The sequence below is a fragment of the Streptomyces sp. NPDC006463 genome, assembly GCF_042870715.1.
GTDB lineage: Bacteria > Actinomycetota > Actinomycetes > Streptomycetales > Streptomycetaceae > Streptomyces.
On the sequence record NZ_JBIAHP010000004.1, the window covers coordinates 354,316 to 370,082 of the forward strand.

Sequence of the window (15,767 nt, forward strand, 5' to 3'; positions counted from 1 at the left end):
ATCCGTGCGTACATATGTGCGTACGCATGTGCGGGTATACGCCTGTTTGTGATGTGTGACCACGCGAAGGTGTGTTCATGTATGACAAAGGTGTGACTCACCGGGGGCGGCCCGATGACCGCACCGGCGAGCGGAACATTAGACTCGTCAGACCAGCAAGCAACTGCAAGGAGGCACGGGTGCTGCTGACCCGCATCAAGGGACCGCGCGATCTGGACCTGCTCAGCCAGGAGGAGCTCAACCAGCTCGCCGCCGAGATCAGGTCCTTCCTCGTCGACGCCGTCTCCAAGACCGGCGGGCACCTCGGCCCCAACCTCGGGGTGGTCGAACTGACGATCGCCCTGCACCGGGTCTTCGACTCGCCCAAGGACAAGGTCCTCTTCGACACCGGCCACCAGGCCTACGTCCACAAGCTGCTCACCGGCCGTCAGGACTTCGGCAACCTGCGCTCCAAGGGCGGCCTCTCCGGCTACCCCTCGCGCGCCGAGTCCGACCACGACGTGATCGAGAACTCGCACGCCTCCACCGTGCTCGGCTGGGCCGACGGCATCGCCAAGGCCAACGAGGTGCTCGGCCGCGAGGACCACCACGTCGCCGCCGTCATCGGCGACGGCGCGCTGACCGGCGGCATGGCCTGGGAGGCGCTGAACAACATCGCCGCCGCCAAGGACCGCCCCCTGGTCATCGTCGTCAACGACAACGAGCGCTCGTACGGCCCCACCATCGGCGGCCTCGCGAACCACCTGGCGACCCTGCGCACCACGGACGGCTACGAGCGCTTCCTGGCCCGCGGCAAGGACATTCTGGAGCGCACCCCGGTCGTCGGGAAGCCGCTCTACGAGACCCTGCACGGTGCCAAGAAGGGCCTCAAGGACTTCATCGCCCCCCAGGGCATGTTCGAGGACCTGGGCCTGAAGTACATCGGCCCCATCGACGGCCACGACATCGAGGCCCTGGAGTCCGCCCTGCAGCGCGCCAAGCGCTTCAGCGGTCCGGTCATCGTGCACTGCCTCACCCAGAAGGGCCGGGGCTACGAGCCGGCCGTCCAGGACGAGGCGGACCGCTTCCACGCGGTCGGCGTGATCCACCCGGACACCGGCCTGCCGGTCAGCACCGACGCCGCCAGCTGGACCTCCGTCTTCGCCGACGAGATGGTCAAGCTCGGCAAGGAGCGCAAGGACATCGTCGCCATCACCGCGGCCATGCTCCAGCCGGTCGGCCTGAAGAAGTTCGCGGACGCCTACCCCGACCGGATCTTCGACGTCGGCATCGCCGAGCAGCACGGCGCCACTTCGGCAGCGGGCCTGGCGACCGGCGGCGCCCACCCGGTCTTCGCGGTGTACGCCACCTTCCTCAACCGCGCCTTCGACCAGGTCCTGATGGACGTCGCCCTGCACAAGTGCGGGGTCACCTTCGTCCTGGACCGCGCCGGTGTCACCGGCACCGACGGCGCCTCCCACAACGGTATGTGGGACATGTCGATCATGCAGGTCGTACCCGGTCTGCGGCTCGCCGCCCCGCGCGACGCCGAGCAGCTGCGCGCCCAGCTGCGCGAGGCCGTCCTGGTCAAGGACGCGCCGACCGTCGTGCGCTACTCCAAGGGTGTCGTCGGCCCGGCCGTCCCGGCCGTCGGCCGGATCGGTGGCATGGACGTGCTGCGCACCCCGGCCCCCGAAGTCACGCAGCCGGACGTACTCCTGGTCTCCGTCGGCGCGCTGGCCCCGATGTGCCTGGAGATCGCGAACCTGCTCGACAAGCAGGGCATCACCACGACCGTCGTGGACCCCCGCTGGGTCAAGCCCGTGGACGAGGCCCTGGCCCCGCTCGCCGAACGCCACCGCGTGGTCGTCACCGTCGAGGACAACGGCCGTACCGGCGGCGTGGGCTCCGCCGTCTCGCAGGCGCTCCGGGACGCGGGGGTCGACGTACCGCTGCGCGACTTCGGCATTCCGCAGCGCTTCCTGGACCACGCCTCCCGCAAGGAGGTGATGGCCGAGATCGGGCTGACCGCTCCGGACATCGCCCGGCAGGTCACCGGCCTGGTGGCCAAGCTGGACGGGCGCTACGACAGCGAGCCGGCCGCCACCGTCGACTAGGCCGGACAGCGCAGGCCCACCGCCGCGCGGTTGCACGTCACGGGCCGGGAGATCACCCTTGAAGGGGTGGGCCTCCCGGCCCGTTCGCGTGCGTCATCACCTGCCGGAGGTGCGTCGGTGAGTAAGGATCTGAACAGCCCCTTCCGCACCAAGACGGTGGAGCAGTCCATCCGCGACACGGAAGAGCCGGAACACGCGCTCCGCAAGTCGCTCTCCGCCTGGGACCTGACGGTCTTCGGTGTGGGCGTCATCATCGGCACCGGCATCTTCGTCCTCACGGGCATCGCGGCCCGGAACAACGCCGGACCCGCCACCGCCCTCTCCTTCGTGGCAGCGGGCATCGTCTGCGCCCTCGCAGCGCTCTGCTACGCCGAGTTCGCGTCCACCGTGCCGGTGGCCGGCTCGGCGTACACCTTCTCGTACGCCTCGATCGGTGAGCTGCCCGCCTGGATCATCGGCTGGGACCTGGTGCTCGAATTCGCGCTCGGCACCGCCGTCGTGGCGGTGGGCTGGTCCGGGTACGTGCGCCACCTCATGTCGACGAACCTCGGCTGGGACATGCCCGCCGCGCTCTCCGGGCCCGACGCGGGAGGATCCTTCGACCTGTTCGCCTTCCTGCTGGTCCTGGTGCTGACCGCGATCCTGGTCATCGGGACGAAGCTCTCGGCCCGGATCACCGCGGTCGTCGTCGCCATCAAGGTCACCGTGGTCCTGCTGGTCATCATCGCGGGCCTGTTCTTCATCAAGGGCGACAACTACTCGCCGTTCATCCCCCCGGCGCAGCCACAGGAAGCGGGCGGCGGCCTGCACGCACCACTGGTCCAGCTGATGTTCGGATACGCGCCCACCAACTTCGGTGTCATGGGCATCTTCACCGCGGCCTCCCTCATCTTCTTCGCGTTCATCGGCTTCGACGTCGTGGCCACCGCGGCCGAGGAGACCAAGAACCCCCAGCGGGACATGCCGCGCGGCATTCTCGGCTCGCTGCTGGTCTGCACGGTGCTCTACGTCGCCGTGACGCTGGTGGTCACCGGCATGCAGAAGTACACGGAGATGTCGCCCAGCGCTCCGCTCGCCGAAGCCTTCAAATCGGTGAACCAGCCGTTCTTCTCCGGCGCCATCAGTCTCGGGGCGGCCGTCGGGCTGATCACCGTGTGCATGATCCTGCTGCTCGGCCAGACGCGCGTGTTCTTCGCGATGAGCCGTGACGGACTGTTGCCGCGCGTCTTCTCCGTCACCCACCCCAAGTACCGCACGCCGTACCGGGCGACCCTCCTGCTCGGTGGGATCATCGCCGTCGTCGCGGGCTTCACCAGCCTGGAGAAGCTCGCGGAACTGGTGAACATCGGCACCCTGTTCGCCTTCGTGGTGGTCGCCCTCGGCGTCATCGTCCTGCGCCGGACCCGCCCCGACCTGCACCGGGCCTTCCGCACCCCGTGGGTGCCGGTCGTCCCGATCCTGTCGATCGCGGCCTCGCTCTGGCTGATGCTCAACCTGCCGGCCGAGACCTGGATCCGGTTCGGCATCTGGATGGTCGTCGGCTTCATCGTCTACTTCCTGTACGGGCGCAGCCACAGCCGCCTCGGCAAGCTCGGCCAGGACGCGAAGTTCTAGTTGCGGAGCAGGGCACGGAACGGCGAAGCCGGCCGTACGGGTCACCCGTACGGCCGGCTTCGCCGGTGCCGGCTCCGTCAGCCCTTGGCGGGGGAGTCCTTCGCGGAGGCCGGGACCTTCTGGTCCGTGCGGAGGGCTTCCCACAACTGGGTGGCCTGCTGCTCGGCCACGACCACCCGGTTCGGGTCCACCTTGTCGTAGGCGACCGGCAGCATGATGGTCTCCATCGTGTCCGGGTCCACGCCCTTCATGCTCTTGGCGAAGTCGGAGAGCGCGGTGAGGGAGGCGAGGTCCGAGTCGGTGGTCAGCGACTTGGTACCGGCGTCGGCGAGCTTGTAGAGCCGCGCCGGGTTGCCGAGCGCGTCCTGCTTCTTGATCTCGGTCAGCATCGCCATCATGAACTGCTGTTGCAGGCCTATGCGTCCGAGGTCGCTGCCGTCCCCGTAGCCGTAGCGGGTACGGACGAACTTGAGCGAGTCCGTGCCGTTCAGCCGGTGCGTGCCCGCGTCCAGCTTCAGCCCGCCCTTGGCCCCGCTCATCGGCTTGTCCAGGGTGACGGTGACCCCTCCGAGCGCGTCCACCAGGCCCTTGAAGCCGGCGAAGTCCACCTCGACGAAGTGGTCCACGCGAACGCCGGACATCTGCTCCACGGTGTTGACCACACAGGCCGGACCGGCCAGCGAGTAGACGGAGTTGAACATGACCCGCTTCGCGGACGGCACGGTCTTGCCGTCTGCGTCCTTGCATTCGGGCCGGGTGATCAGGGTGTCGCGGGGGATGCTCACCGCGGTGGCCTTGGCCCGGCCCTCGGGTATGTGCACCAGCATCGCGGTGTCCGAGCGGGCGCCGCTGACATCGCCGTGGTCGAGGTCGGCGTTGGCTCCGGCACGCGAATCGGAGCCGAGCACCAGGATGTTCTGGGCGTTGGCGACCACCTTCGGCGGCCGGTTGTCGACGCCGATGGCCTGGTCCAGGTCGACGCTGTCGATGTTGCCGTTGAGATGGCTGTACGTCCACCAGCCGGCCCCGGCGGCGCCCAGGATCAGCACGGCGACCAGCAACAGGGTGATCCGCAGAATGCGGCGTCGGCGGCGCCTGGGCCGCGCGTGCGTGTCCGTCATGGGGGTGAATCTTAGACAGATATTCGAACGGCCGAAGCCCGCCCCCGGGAAGGGGCGGGCCAGGCCGTCAGATGCCCGTCTGCGAGCCGGACTAGGCCGGGATGCTCGCCAGACCGGGAGCGAGGAACTTCTTGCCGTTCACGCGCTCCGAGACGCCTTCACGGTCCAGGTACGGCGTGATGCCGCCCAGGTGGAAGGGCCAACCGGCGCCGGTGATGAGGCAGAGGTCGATGTCCTGGGCCTCGGCCACGACACCCTCCTCCAGCATCAGGCCGATCTCCTGCGCCACCGCGTCCAGGACGCGGTCGCGGACCTGCTCCTCCGTCAGGACGGAGTCGCCCTGCACCAGGAGGGCGGCGACCTCGGGGTCCAGCTCCGGCTTGCCGGAGTCGTAGACGTAGAAGCCGCGCTTGCCGGCCTTGACGACGGCAGCCAGGTTCGGGGAGACGGTGAAGCGCTCCGGGAAGGCGCGGTTCAGGGTCTCGGAGACGTGCAGACCGATCGCCGGGCCGACGAGCTCCAGCAGCACCAGCGGGGACATCGGCAGGCCGAGCGGCTCGATGGCCTTCTCCGCCGTGACGACCGGGGTGCCCTCGTCGATGACGTTCTGGATCTCGCCCATGAAGCGGGTCAGGATGCGGTTCACGACGAACGCCGGAGCGTCCTTCGTCAGGACCGCGGTCTTCTTCAGCTTCTTGGCGACACCGAAGGCCGTGGCCAGCGAGGCGTCGTCGGTCTGCTCACCGCGGACGATCTCCAGCAGCGGGAGGATCGCGACCGGGTTGAAGAAGTGGAAGCCGACCACGCGCTCCGGGTGCTGGAGCTTCGAGGCCATCTCGGAGACCGACAGCGAGGAGGTGTTGGTGGCGAGGATCGCGTGCGCCGGGGCGACCGCCTCGACCTCCGCGAACACCTTCTGCTTGACGGACATCTCCTCGAACACGGCCTCGATGATGAAGTCCGCGTCCGCGAAGCCCTCGGCCTTGTCCAGGACACCGGTCACCAGGGCGGTCAGGCGGTTGGCCTTGTCCTGGTTGATGCGGCCCTTGCCGAGCAGCTTCTGGATCTCGGCGTGGACGTAGCCCACACCCTTGTCCACGCGCTCCTGGTCGATGTCGGTGAGGACCACCGGCACCTCCAGGCGGCGCAGGAAGAGCAGCGCCAGCTGCGAGGCCATCAGGCCCGCGCCGACGACGCCGACCTTGGTGACCGGACGGGCCAGGGACTTGTCCGGGGCTCCGGCCGGGCGCTTGGCGCGCTTCTGGACCAGGTTGAAGGCGTAGATGCCCGAGCGCAGCTCGCCGCCCATGATGAGGTCGGCCAGGGCCGTGTCCTCGGCGTCGAAGCCGGCCTGCAGGTCGCCGTCCTTGGCCGCGGCGATGATGTCCAGCGCGCGGTAGGCGGCCGGAGCGGCGCCGTGCACCTTGGAGTCCGCGATGAAGCGGCCCTTGGCGACGGCCGCGTCCCAGGCCTCGCCGCGGTCGATCTCGGCGCGGACGACCTCGGTCGTGCCGTTCAGGACGTTCGCGGTCCACAGGAGCGACTGCTCCAGGAAGTCCGCGCCCTCGAACAGCGCGTCCGCGATGCCCAGGTCGAAGACCTGCTTGCCGCGCAGCTGCTTGTTCTGGTTGAGCGAGTTCTCGATGATCACCGAGACCGCGCGCTCGGCGCCGATCAGGTTCGGCAGGATGGCGCAGCCGCCCCAGCCGGGAACCAGGCCGAGGAAGACCTCGGGGAGCGAGAAGGCCGGGATGGCCTTCGAGACGGTGCGGTAGGTGCAGTGCAGACCGACCTCGACACCGCCGCCCATCGCCGCACCGTTGTAGTACGCGAAGGTCGGGACCGCCAGCGCGGAAAGACGCTTGAAGACGTCGTGGCCGCCCTTGCCGATGGCGAGCGCCTCGTCGTGCTTCTTCAGCAGCTCGACACCCTTGAGGTCGGCGCCGACCGCGAAGATGAACGGCTTGCCGGTGATGCCGGCGCCGACGATGGAGCCCGCGAGGGCCTCCTGCTCGACCTGGTCGATCGCCGCGTTCAGGTTGGCGAGGGACTGCGGGCCGAAGGTGGTCGGCTTGGTGTGGTCGAAGCCGTTGTCCAGCGTGATGAGCGCGAAGCGCCCGGCGCCGAACGGCAGGTCCAGGTGGCGGACGTGCGCGGACGTGACGACCTCGTCCGGGAACAGCTCGGCCGCGCCCTTCAGGAGCTCAGTGGTGGTGCTCACTTGGCGTCTCCCTCGGAGGTGAAGTGCGGGTTCTCCCAGATGACCGTGGCGCCCATGCCGAAGCCGACGCACATGGTGGTCAGGCCGTAGCGGACGTGCGGCTGCTCCTCGAACTGGCGGGCCAGCTGCGTCATCAGACGGACGCCGGAGGAGGCGAGCGGGTGGCCGAACGCGATGGCGCCGCCGTACTGGTTCACGCGGGCGTCGTCGTCGGCGATGCCGTAGTGCTCCAGGAAGGCGAGCACCTGGACGGCGAAGGCCTCGTTGATCTCGAAGAGGCCGATGTCCTCGATGGACAGGCCGGCCTGGGCCAGGGCCTTCTCGGTGGCCGGGATCGGGCCGTAGCCCATGACCTCCGGCTCGACACCCGCGAAGGAGTACGAGACCAGGCGCATCTTGACCGGGAGGTTGTTCTCCCGGGCGAAGTCCTCGGAGGCGATGATCGCAGCGGTGGCACCGTCGTTGAGACCGGCGGCGTTGCCCGCGGTGACCCGGCCGTGGGTACGGAACGGGGTCTTCAGGCCGGCCAGGTTCTCCAGGGTGGTGCCCGGGCGCATCGGCTCGTCGGTGGTGACCAGGCCCCAGCCCGTCTCACCGGCCGCCTCGTTGGTGTTGCGCACCGAGATCGGGACCAGGTCCTGCTGGATCTTGCCGTCGGCGTACGCCTTGGCGGCCTTCTCCTGCGAGCGCACGGCGTACTCGTCGGCACGGAGCTTGGTGATCGTCGGGTACCGGTCGTGCAGGTTCTCGGCGGTCATGCCCATGAACAGGGCGGACTCGTCGACCAGCTTCTCGGAGACGAATCGCGGGTTCGGGTCCACGCCCTCGCCCATGGGGTGGCGGCCCATGTGCTCGACACCGCCGGCGAGGGCGACGTCGTACGCACCGAAGGCCACGCCGCCCGCGACGGCGGTGACGGCGGTCAGCGCGCCGGCGCACATGCGGTCGATGGAGTAGCCCGGGACGGACTGCGGGAGGCCCGCGAGGATGCCCGCGGTACGGCCCAGCGTCAGGCCCTGGTCACCGATCTGCGTGGTCGCGGCGATGGCGACCTCGTCGATCTTCTTGGGGTCCAGGTCCGGGTTGCGGCGCAGCAGCTCCCGGATCGCCTTCACGACGAGGTCGTCGGCGCGGGTCTCGTGGTAGATGCCCTTCGGGCCCGCCTTGCCGAACGGGGTGCGGACGCCGTCGACGAAGACGACGTCCCTGACGGTACGAGGCACGTTGGCTCTCCTCCAGGTGCGGGTGTGCACTGCTGCGCGGGGGCATGCTCGGCTTACGTCACTGAGCGCCCGCTCACCCGACCATGCTACTTGCGGGTAACCAATGTGCACACCCCCTCCCCGAGGAGCGGCGAAGGTCACACCCGGGGCGGCGTCCGATCAGGACGGCGGGCCACCCCGACGGGGTCGGATCCGGGCCCGGCGCGGCGCCGCGCGGCCCTCCCCCGTACGCCCCGCCGTGCGCCCGGCCGATCGGAGCGCACGCGGCCTACCCGATCGGGTTGGCCGCCCGTCGGCACGGTCACGTCAACGGCATCGGCCGCCCGCCCGCGCCGACCCTGGGCCGGCCCGGGTGCCCATCCCGGGCCGGATCACGGAACGGAGCAACGCGATGCCCGCACCTGTCCTCACCGACCATCTCGTCCCATGGACGTCGACCATCCCGGCGAATGCCGGTGCGCAACGGCGCCAACGGCGGCCCGCGCAAACCCGTTCTCATGCTGCACGGCAGAAGTGTCCCGGCCCTGGCGGGCTGCGACCTGCAGTACAAGAAGTACAGCTGGGCCGAGGAGCTGGCGAAGGCCGGCTTCGACGTCTTCGTGATGGAGAAGACGGTGCACCGCATGTCGGAGCAATGGCTCAAGCACGGCAAGGTCGAGGGCGCCACCAGCGGAAGTTACGACAGGGACGAGGACGGGGTCCTCACCCCTCTGGAGTGAGGACCCCGCACCGGGCGCCCGGCGGACATCGGCTCAGACCGCGGCCTCGCGGAGGGCCGTCGCCAGGAGCGCGGTCACCTGCTCGACCTGCCAGCGGCGGGCGCCGTACGCGGTGAGGGCCTGCGCCACCGTGTCCTCGTCCACCCGCACCGGGGGTTCCCAGCACAGCCGGCGGACCGTGTCCGGGGTGATCAGGTTCTCCTGGGGCAGGTTCAGCCCCTCGGCCAGTGCGGAGACGGCCGCGCGGGCCGCCGACAGCCGCGCGGCGGCGGCCGGGTCCTTGTCGACCCAGGAGCGCGGCGGGGGCGGACCGGCCGGGGTCGCCCCGGGCTGCGGCAGCTCGTTCTCGGGCAGAGCCTTCGCCCGGTCCACGGCGGCCATCCACTGCTCCAGCTGGCGCCGGCCCATCCGCTGCCCGTAACCGGGCAGGGCGGACAGGGCCTGCACGTTCGCCGGGAGGGCGAGGGCGGCCTCGACGATCGCGGCGTCCCCCAGCACCTTGCCGGGCGACACGTCACGCCGCTGCGCGATCCGGTCCCGCGACTCCCACAGCTCCCGTACGACCGCCATCTGCCGGCGGCGGCGCACCTTGTGCATGCCGGACGTACGGCGCCACGGGTCCTTGCGCGGCGGCGCGGGCGGGGCGGCGGCGATGGCGGCGAACTCTTGGTGGGCCCATTCCAGCTTGCCCTGCCGGTCCAGCTCCTCCTCCAGCGCGTCCCGCAGGTCCACCAGCAGCTCCACGTCGAGCGCGGCGTAGCGCAGCCACGGCTCGGGAAGCGGGCGGGTCGACCAGTCGACGGCGGAGTGGCCCTTCTCCAGGGCGTAGCCGAGCACGCTCTCGACCATCGCGCCCAGTCCGACCCGCGGGAACCCGGCGAGGCGGCCGGCCAGTTCGGTGTCGAACAGGGAGGTGGGCAGCATGCCTATTTCGCGCAGGCACGGCAGGTCCTGGGTGGCGGCGTGCAGGATCCACTCGGTGCCGGTCAGGGCCTCGCCGAGTGAGGAGAGGTCGGGGCAGCCCACCGGGTCGATGAGCGCGGAGCCCGCGCCCTCGCGGCGCAGCTGTACCAGATAGGCGCGCTGGCCGTAGCGGTATCCGGAAGCGCGCTCGGCGTCGACGGCCACGGGGCCGGTGCCCGCGGCGAAGGCCGCGACCACTTCGGCGAGGGCGTCGGCGTCGGCGACCACCGGAGGGATCCCCTCACGGGGTTCGAGCAACGGAATCGGCGGCCCATCGGACGAACTGACGACTTCGTCCGGGGGGCCGCCCCCGGTGGTGGTGCGCAGGTCTGCTGCGGTCTCTTGGGCGTCGGTCACCGGTCAAGGGTATCCGTGGATGCAATGCGCCCGTCGCCGGAACGTTCCGGCGACGGGCGCGGGGTGGCGGGGCGGACGTTCGCCCGGGGTTCACCGGGGATTTGCCCGGGAACCTCGGGGCAGGGGTCAGTGGATGATTCCGGTCCGCAGGGCGACGGCGACCATGCCGGCCCGGTCGCCGGTGCCCAGCTTGCGGGCGATCCGGGCGAGGTGGGACTTGACGGTCAGGGCGGACAGGCCCATCGAGACACCGATGGCCTTGTTGGACTGGCCCTCCGCGACGAGGCGCAGGACCTCGACCTCGCGGCCGGAGAGCTCTCGGTAGCCGCCCGGGTGGCTCGGGGCACCCGGGGGGCGGCGGTGCATACGGGCGGCGGCGGCGCCGATGGGGGCGGCGCCGGGCCGGCTGGGGAGCCCGATGTTGGTCCGGGTGCCGGTGACGACGTAGCCCTTCACCCCGCCCGCGAGGGCGTTGCGTACGGCGCCGATGTCGTCGGCGGCGGACAGGGCCAGGCCGTTCGGCCAGCCCGCGGCGCGGGTCTCGGAGAGCAGGGTGAGACCGGAACCGTCGGGCAGGTGGACGTCGGCCACGCAGATGTCGCGCGGGCTGCCGACTCGGGGGCGGGCCTCCGCGATGGACGAAGCCTCGATCACGTCACGTACTCCGAGGGCCCACAGATGGCGGGTCACGGTGGAACGCACGCGCGGGTCGGCCACGACGACCATGGCCGTCGGCTTGTTCGGGCGGTAGGCGACCAGGCTTGCGGGCTGCTCGAGAAGAACGGACACCTAGGCCTCCTGGGGGAGTGGCGGCACGGCCGGCTCGGGGAAGGAAGCCGGTGCGAACCGTGCGGATGGTCACTGACTCCTTCGGCACGTCACCCGCCCGGCTTTAGGGAATGATCACGATTTGGTGAGTAACAATTCGGGCAATTCGGACGCACGATCGATCATAGGGTGATCAGAACCCCACAATGGATGCCCCGTTGCGACACTCCGTTACGGACTTCGCTCGGGCGTTCCCCGCCGTGGGCGCTCTTTCGGGTCGGCTCGCGCGGCCGTACGGTCCCCGTCCTACGGGTGGTGCGGGCCGCGGCGCTGTGGCAGGGAGACCACGCCCGTGACGCTGTCCGTGGGCCCGACCGGCGGCAGCCCGGCGATCTGGCACAGCAGCTCGCACCAGGCGGACAGGTGCCCGGAGGTGTCCGGCACCCCGCCCACGCCCTCGCGCGGCGTCCAGGAGGCTCTGATCTCGATCTGCGTCGCCGGCCGCCGCTCCGCGAGCCCGCCGAAGTAGTGCGAGCTCGCCATGGTCACGGTCCCGCTCGCCTCCCCGTACGCCAGCCCGCGCGCCTCCAGCGCCCCCGTCAGCCAGGACCAGCACACCTCCGGGAGGAGGGGGTCCGTGGCCATCTCGGGCTCCAGTTCCGCCCGTACCAGCGTCACGAGCCGAAAGGTCCCGTGCCAGGCGTCGTGCCCGGCCGGATCGTGGAGCAGGATGAGGCGGCCGTCCGCCAGATCGTCCTCGCCGTCCACCACCGCCGCCTCCAGCGCGTAGGCGTACGGGGCCAGTCTCTGCGGCGGCTTCGTCGGGTCGATCTCGATTCCCGGACGCAGCCTCGCCTTCTTCAAGCCGTCGACCGCCCGCCGGAACGGGAGCGGGACGGAGCTCTCCTTCGCGCTGTCCATACCGTCAGCGCCATCTGAAAATCGTCCCTGAGCCGCAGCCATGCGGGGAAGACTAGGCGGAACGAGCGCCCGTACGGCGCAGGGACACCCGCGCCGAGCCGGGCAACTCTTCATACGTGCGAAGATTTGGGTCGTGAGTGCCAACGAACGCCCCAAGGGCCAGCCGAGTCAGACGTACGATTCCGCCTTCCTGAAGGCGTGCCGGCGGGAGCCGGTGCCTCACACCCCGGTGTGGTTCATGCGGCAGGCCGGGCGCTCGCTCCCCGAGTACCGCAAGGTGCGCGAGGGGACCCAGATGCTGGAGTCGTGCATGCGGCCCGACCTGGTCACCGAGATCACACTGCAGCCGGTGCGCCGCCACAAGGTGGACGCGGCGATCTTCTTCTCCGACATCGTGGTCCCGCTGAAGGCCATCGGCGTCGATCTGGACATCAAGCCGGGTATCGGCCCGGTCGTGGCCCAGCCGATCCGCCGCCGCGAGGACCTCGCACAGCTGCGCGACCTCACCCCGGAAGACGTCTCGTACGTCACCGAGGCTATCGGCATGCTCACGGGTGAACTGGGCTCCACGCCGTTGATCGGTTTCGCGGGTGCGCCTTTCACTCTTGCGAGCTACCTGGTCGAGGGTGGTCCCTCGAAGAACCACGAGCACACCAAGGCCCTGATGTACGGGGACCCGGAGCTGTGGGCCGACCTGCTGGACCGCCTCGCGGAGATCACCTCCGCCTTCCTGAAGGTCCAGATCGAGGCCGGCGCGTCCGCGGTGCAGCTCTTCGACTCCTGGGTCGGCGCGCTGCCCCCGGCCGACTACCGCCGCTCGGTGATGCCGGCCTCGGCGAAGGTCTTGCAGTCCGTCGCCTCGTACGGAGTCCCGCGCATCCACTTCGGCGTGGGCACCGGCGAGCTGCTCGGTCTGATGGGCGAGGCCGGCGCGGACGTCATGGGCGTCGACTACCGGGTCCCGCTCGACGAGGCCGTCCGCCGGGTCGGCCCCGGCAAGGCGCTGCAGGGCAACCTGGACCCGGCGGTGCTCTTCTCCACCCCGGAGGCCGTGGAGGCCAAGACGGACGAGGTCCTCGCCGCCGCGGCCGGCCTGGAGGGGCACGTCTTCAACCTGGGCCACGGCGTCCTCCCGACGACGGACCCGGACGCCCTCACCCGCCTGGTGGACTACGTCCACACCAAGACGGCCCGCTGAGCCGGACGGCCCGGAGCGAACAAGATCGAAACGTCGGTACTGTGCCGTGCATGACATGGCGCAGGCCGACGTTTCGCATATCCGACGGACGGACCATCGCCGGGGCCTGGTGCCTCGTCTGGCGCAAGTACGACCGACTGGACGAGCACTACCCCGAGCACCTCTTCGTCTACGCGGACGGAAGGATCACCCTCGGGCAGTACGCGGCGACGGACCTGGCCGGGCTGGCGAAGCAGCTGGCCTCGGGGAAGATCGCACTGGACCGGCCGGACGCGCGCGAGTGGCCCGCCGAGCCGTCGAAGTGGGAGTCCCGCTCGCCCGAGCCGCGGACGGACGAGAGCTTCCTCCTGGAGACCGCCGACGAGATCGCCCGGCTCGCGGGCCGTCCGACGGCCGGCGACCTGCTCCGCGAGGCCATCCGGTGCTACCAGCGGGAGACGACGGAGACCAACCGGGCCCTGCTCCGGGCGGCGTACCTCGCCGTCCCCGCTCACCTGCGGGTCTACGTCCTGGGCGACATGACCGCCAGGACCGGCCGCTGCGGATCCTGGTGACCGACCTCGGCGAGTCCGTGGACGGGGACGGTCCGGTGGTGACGCGGGCGATGTACCACGACGCGCTCGCCTATTTCACGGACCGGGACCAGAACGTCGCTCTGGCCGAGGAACAGCAGGCCCTCCGGTACGCGGACGACCCGGCCGGCGCCCCGCAGCCCCCGGTAGTCCTCCACGAGACCACCTACCCGAACGGCTGGCCGGACGAGCTCGGCGACTTCGCGCTGCGCAACGACTACGACGCCCCCTTCACGTACGAGGGGGAGACCTACCCCACCGTGGTCCACGGGTACTGGGCGCGCTCCGCCGCCCGCCGGGACGACCACGACCGCGTCCGCGCCGCCGTCACCGCCCGCGAGGCGCAGGAGAGGGGCGGCCGGGCGGCGCGGCGCGAGGACTGGGCCGCCGTGCGCCTCGCCGTCATGGCCGGACTGCTGCGGGCCAAGTTCGGGCAGCACCAGCGGCTCGCGGAACTCCTGATCGCCACCGGGGAGGCCGGAATCCTTTACACCGGGCATTCCGACGCCCCCTTCTGGCGTGACGAGGGCCCCCGCGGCGGCCGGAACTGGACGGGCCGCCTCCTGGAACTGGTCCGCTCCGAACTCCGGGCGGAGCGCTAGACGCCCACGGCCCGGACGGCGGAGACGGCCTTGCGGGCCGCCACCAGGACGGGGTCCCAGACCGGCGAGAACGGCGGGGCGTAGCCGAGGTCCAGGGTGACCATCTGGTCCACGGTCATGCCCGCCGTCAGGGCGACCGCCGCGATGTCCACCCGCTTCGCCGAGCCCGCGCCGCCGACGATCTGGACGCCGAGGAGGCGGCCCGTGCGGCGTTCCGCCAGCATCTTCACCGTCATCTCCACCGCCCCCGGGTAGTAGCCCGCGGTGTTGGTGGAGGTGATCGTGGCCGTCACGAAGCGCAGGCCCGCCTCCAGCGCGTCCCGCTCGCGCAGCCCCGTACGGGCGATCTCCAGGTCGCAGACCTTGCTGACCGCCGTGCCGACCACTCCGGGGAAGGTCGCGTATCCGCCGCCCACGCCCGCGCCGATGACCTGGCCGTGCTTGTTGGCGTGCGTGCCCAGCGGGATGTGCCGGGTGCGGCCCGCGACCAGGTCCAGGACCTCCACGCAGTCACCGCCCGACCAGATGTTCTCGTGGCCGCGGACCCGCATGGAGAGGTCCGTGAGGATGCCGCCCGACGGGCCGAGCGGGAGACCGGCGGCGCGCGCGAGGGCTGTGCGCGGCTCCACGCCGATGCCGAGCACGACCACGTCCGCCGGGTACTCGTCCCCCGTCGCCGTGGCCACCGCGCGGACCTGGCCCTCCTCGTCGGTCAGGACCTTCGTGACCTCGGCGCGGGAGACCGTACGGATCCCCATGCCGTTCATCGCGCTGTGCACCAGGCCGCCCATGTCCGGGTCCAGCGTGGCCATCGGCTGCTCGCCGCGGTGCAGGACGGTGACCTCGTAACCCTGCCCGACCAGGGCCTCCGCCATCTCCACGCCGATGTAGCCCGCGCCGACGACGACCGCCCGGCGGCCCTCCGTGCGCTCCAGTGTGTCCATCAGGCGTCGGCCGTCGTCCAGGGTCTGGATGCCGTGGACCCCGTGCGCGCCGATGCCCGGGATCCGGGGACGGACCGGGCGGGCGCCCGTCGCGAGGACGAGTTTGTCGTAGCTCGTCCAGGATTCGGATCCGCTGTCCAGATCGCGGGCGCGGACCCGGCCGCCCGCGAGGTCCAGGTCCACCACCTCGGTCCGGGTGCGCACGTCGATGTCGCGCGCCCGGTGCTCCTCGGGGGTACGGGCGATCAGGTCGTCCCGCTCGCCGACCAGGCCGCCGATCCAGTACGGGATACCGCATGCCGAGTACGAGGTGAAGTGCCCGCGCTCGAAGGCGACGATCTCCAGCTCCGTCGAGCCCTTGAGCCGCCTGGCCTGTGACGCGGCGGACATGCCCGCCGCGTCACCTCCGACCACCACGAGTCGTTCCGTCGCCATCGCCCGCACCGTC

At 70.8% G+C, this 15,767-nt stretch carries 12 protein-coding genes and 1 pseudogene; 6 read left to right on the forward strand and 7 right to left on the reverse strand.

Annotation, left to right across the window (positions count from 1 at the left end; all coding sequences use genetic code 11):
• The first annotated feature begins 179 nt into the window (after window positions 1-179).
• On the forward strand, window positions 180-2,096 hold the full coding sequence (gene dxs, locus ACFYOB_RS10570) for a 1-deoxy-D-xylulose-5-phosphate synthase (RefSeq protein ID WP_388557479.1): 1,917 nt from the start codon (window positions 180-182) through the stop codon (window positions 2,094-2,096).
• 117 nt (window positions 2,097-2,213) lie between these two features.
• Complete coding sequence (locus tag ACFYOB_RS10575; RefSeq protein ID WP_388557482.1) at window positions 2,214-3,710, forward strand: amino acid permease; 1,497 nt, start codon at window positions 2,214-2,216, stop codon at window positions 3,708-3,710.
• Between the two features lie 77 nt (window positions 3,711-3,787).
• On the opposite strand, the gene ACFYOB_RS10580 is transcribed toward ACFYOB_RS10575, so the two are convergent.
• The 3 genes from ACFYOB_RS10580 to ACFYOB_RS10590 form a co-directional block, all read right to left on the reverse strand.
• The gene (locus ACFYOB_RS10580; protein ID WP_388557485.1) at window positions 3,788-4,831 is read right to left on the reverse strand and encodes an LCP family protein; all 1,044 of its coding nucleotides are present in this window, start codon (window positions 4,829-4,831) and stop codon (window positions 3,788-3,790) included.
• Window positions 4,832-4,922: 91 nt separating this feature from the next.
• Window positions 4,923-7,052, reverse strand: coding sequence for a 3-hydroxyacyl-CoA dehydrogenase NAD-binding domain-containing protein (locus ACFYOB_RS10585; protein WP_388557488.1), 2,130 nt, complete (start codon window positions 7,050-7,052; stop codon window positions 4,923-4,925).
• Complete coding sequence (locus ACFYOB_RS10590) at window positions 7,049-8,275, reverse strand: thiolase family protein (RefSeq protein ID WP_388557491.1); 1,227 nt, start codon at window positions 8,273-8,275, stop codon at window positions 7,049-7,051. The genes ACFYOB_RS10585 and ACFYOB_RS10590 overlap by 4 nt, the downstream gene beginning before the upstream one ends.
• Window positions 8,276-8,666: 391 nt before the next feature.
• Between ACFYOB_RS10590 and ACFYOB_RS10595 the strand changes: the two are divergent.
• Window positions 8,667-8,883, forward strand: a pseudogene (locus ACFYOB_RS10595) (alpha/beta hydrolase); the annotation flags it as partial.
• Window positions 8,884-9,027: 144 nt separating this feature from the next.
• On the opposite strand, the gene ACFYOB_RS10600 reads toward ACFYOB_RS10595, so the two are convergent.
• The 3 genes from ACFYOB_RS10600 to ACFYOB_RS10610 all read right to left on the reverse strand — a co-directional run bounded on the left by ACFYOB_RS10600 (window position 9,028) and on the right by ACFYOB_RS10610 (window position 12,045).
• On the reverse strand, window positions 9,028-10,314 hold the full coding sequence (locus tag ACFYOB_RS10600) for an HRDC domain-containing protein (protein WP_388557494.1): 1,287 nt from the start codon (window positions 10,312-10,314) through the stop codon (window positions 9,028-9,030).
• A 126-nt stretch (window positions 10,315-10,440) separates the two neighbouring features.
• On the reverse strand, window positions 10,441-11,103 hold the full coding sequence (locus tag ACFYOB_RS10605; RefSeq protein ID WP_069922445.1) for a response regulator transcription factor: 663 nt from the start codon (window positions 11,101-11,103) through the stop codon (window positions 10,441-10,443).
• Window positions 11,104-11,388: 285 nt separating this feature from the next.
• Window positions 11,389-12,045: a DUF3000 domain-containing protein gene (locus ACFYOB_RS10610; protein WP_388557498.1), complete on the reverse strand. Its 657-nt coding sequence runs from the start codon at window positions 12,043-12,045 to the stop codon at window positions 11,389-11,391.
• Between the two features lie 91 nt (window positions 12,046-12,136).
• Here ACFYOB_RS10610 and hemE point away from each other — a divergent pair, with 91 nt between their 5' ends.
• Genes hemE through ACFYOB_RS10625 form a run of 3 tightly spaced genes read left to right on the forward strand, consistent with a single transcriptional unit; the run spans window position 12,137 to window position 14,375 of the window.
• Window positions 12,137-13,201, forward strand: coding sequence for a uroporphyrinogen decarboxylase (hemE, locus tag ACFYOB_RS10615; protein ID WP_388557501.1), 1,065 nt, complete (start codon window positions 12,137-12,139; stop codon window positions 13,199-13,201).
• Window positions 13,202-13,251: 50 nt separating this feature from the next.
• Window positions 13,252-13,755, forward strand: coding sequence for a hypothetical protein (locus ACFYOB_RS10620; RefSeq protein ID WP_388557504.1), 504 nt, complete (start codon window positions 13,252-13,254; stop codon window positions 13,753-13,755).
• The gene (locus tag ACFYOB_RS10625; RefSeq protein WP_388557507.1) at window positions 13,752-14,375 is read left to right on the forward strand and encodes an NADAR family protein; all 624 of its coding nucleotides are present in this window, start codon (window positions 13,752-13,754) and stop codon (window positions 14,373-14,375) included. Before ACFYOB_RS10620 ends, ACFYOB_RS10625 begins: the two co-directional genes overlap by 4 nt.
• Here ACFYOB_RS10625 and ACFYOB_RS10630 read toward each other — a convergent pair.
• Window positions 14,372-15,754, reverse strand: coding sequence for an FAD-dependent oxidoreductase (locus ACFYOB_RS10630; protein WP_388557509.1), 1,383 nt, complete (start codon window positions 15,752-15,754; stop codon window positions 14,372-14,374). The genes ACFYOB_RS10625 and ACFYOB_RS10630 overlap by 4 nt on opposite strands.
• Between the last annotated feature and the right edge of the window lie 13 nt (window positions 15,755-15,767).

Excerpts from the sequence above, each read along its gene's own strand:
- ACFYOB_RS10630 (WP_388557509.1), bottom strand. The coding sequence starts at position 15,754 with ATGGCGACGGAACGACTCGTGGTGGTCGGAGGTGACGCGGCGGGCATG.
- ACFYOB_RS10620 (WP_388557504.1), top strand. The coding sequence starts at position 13,252 with ATGACATGGCGCAGGCCGACGTTTCGCATATCCGACGGACGGACCATC.
- ACFYOB_RS10580 (WP_388557485.1), bottom strand. The coding sequence starts at position 4,831 with ATGACGGACACGCACGCGCGGCCCAGGCGCCGCCGACGCCGCATTCTG.
- ACFYOB_RS10610 (WP_388557498.1), bottom strand. The coding sequence starts at position 12,045 with ATGGCTGCGGCTCAGGGACGATTTTCAGATGGCGCTGACGGTATGGAC.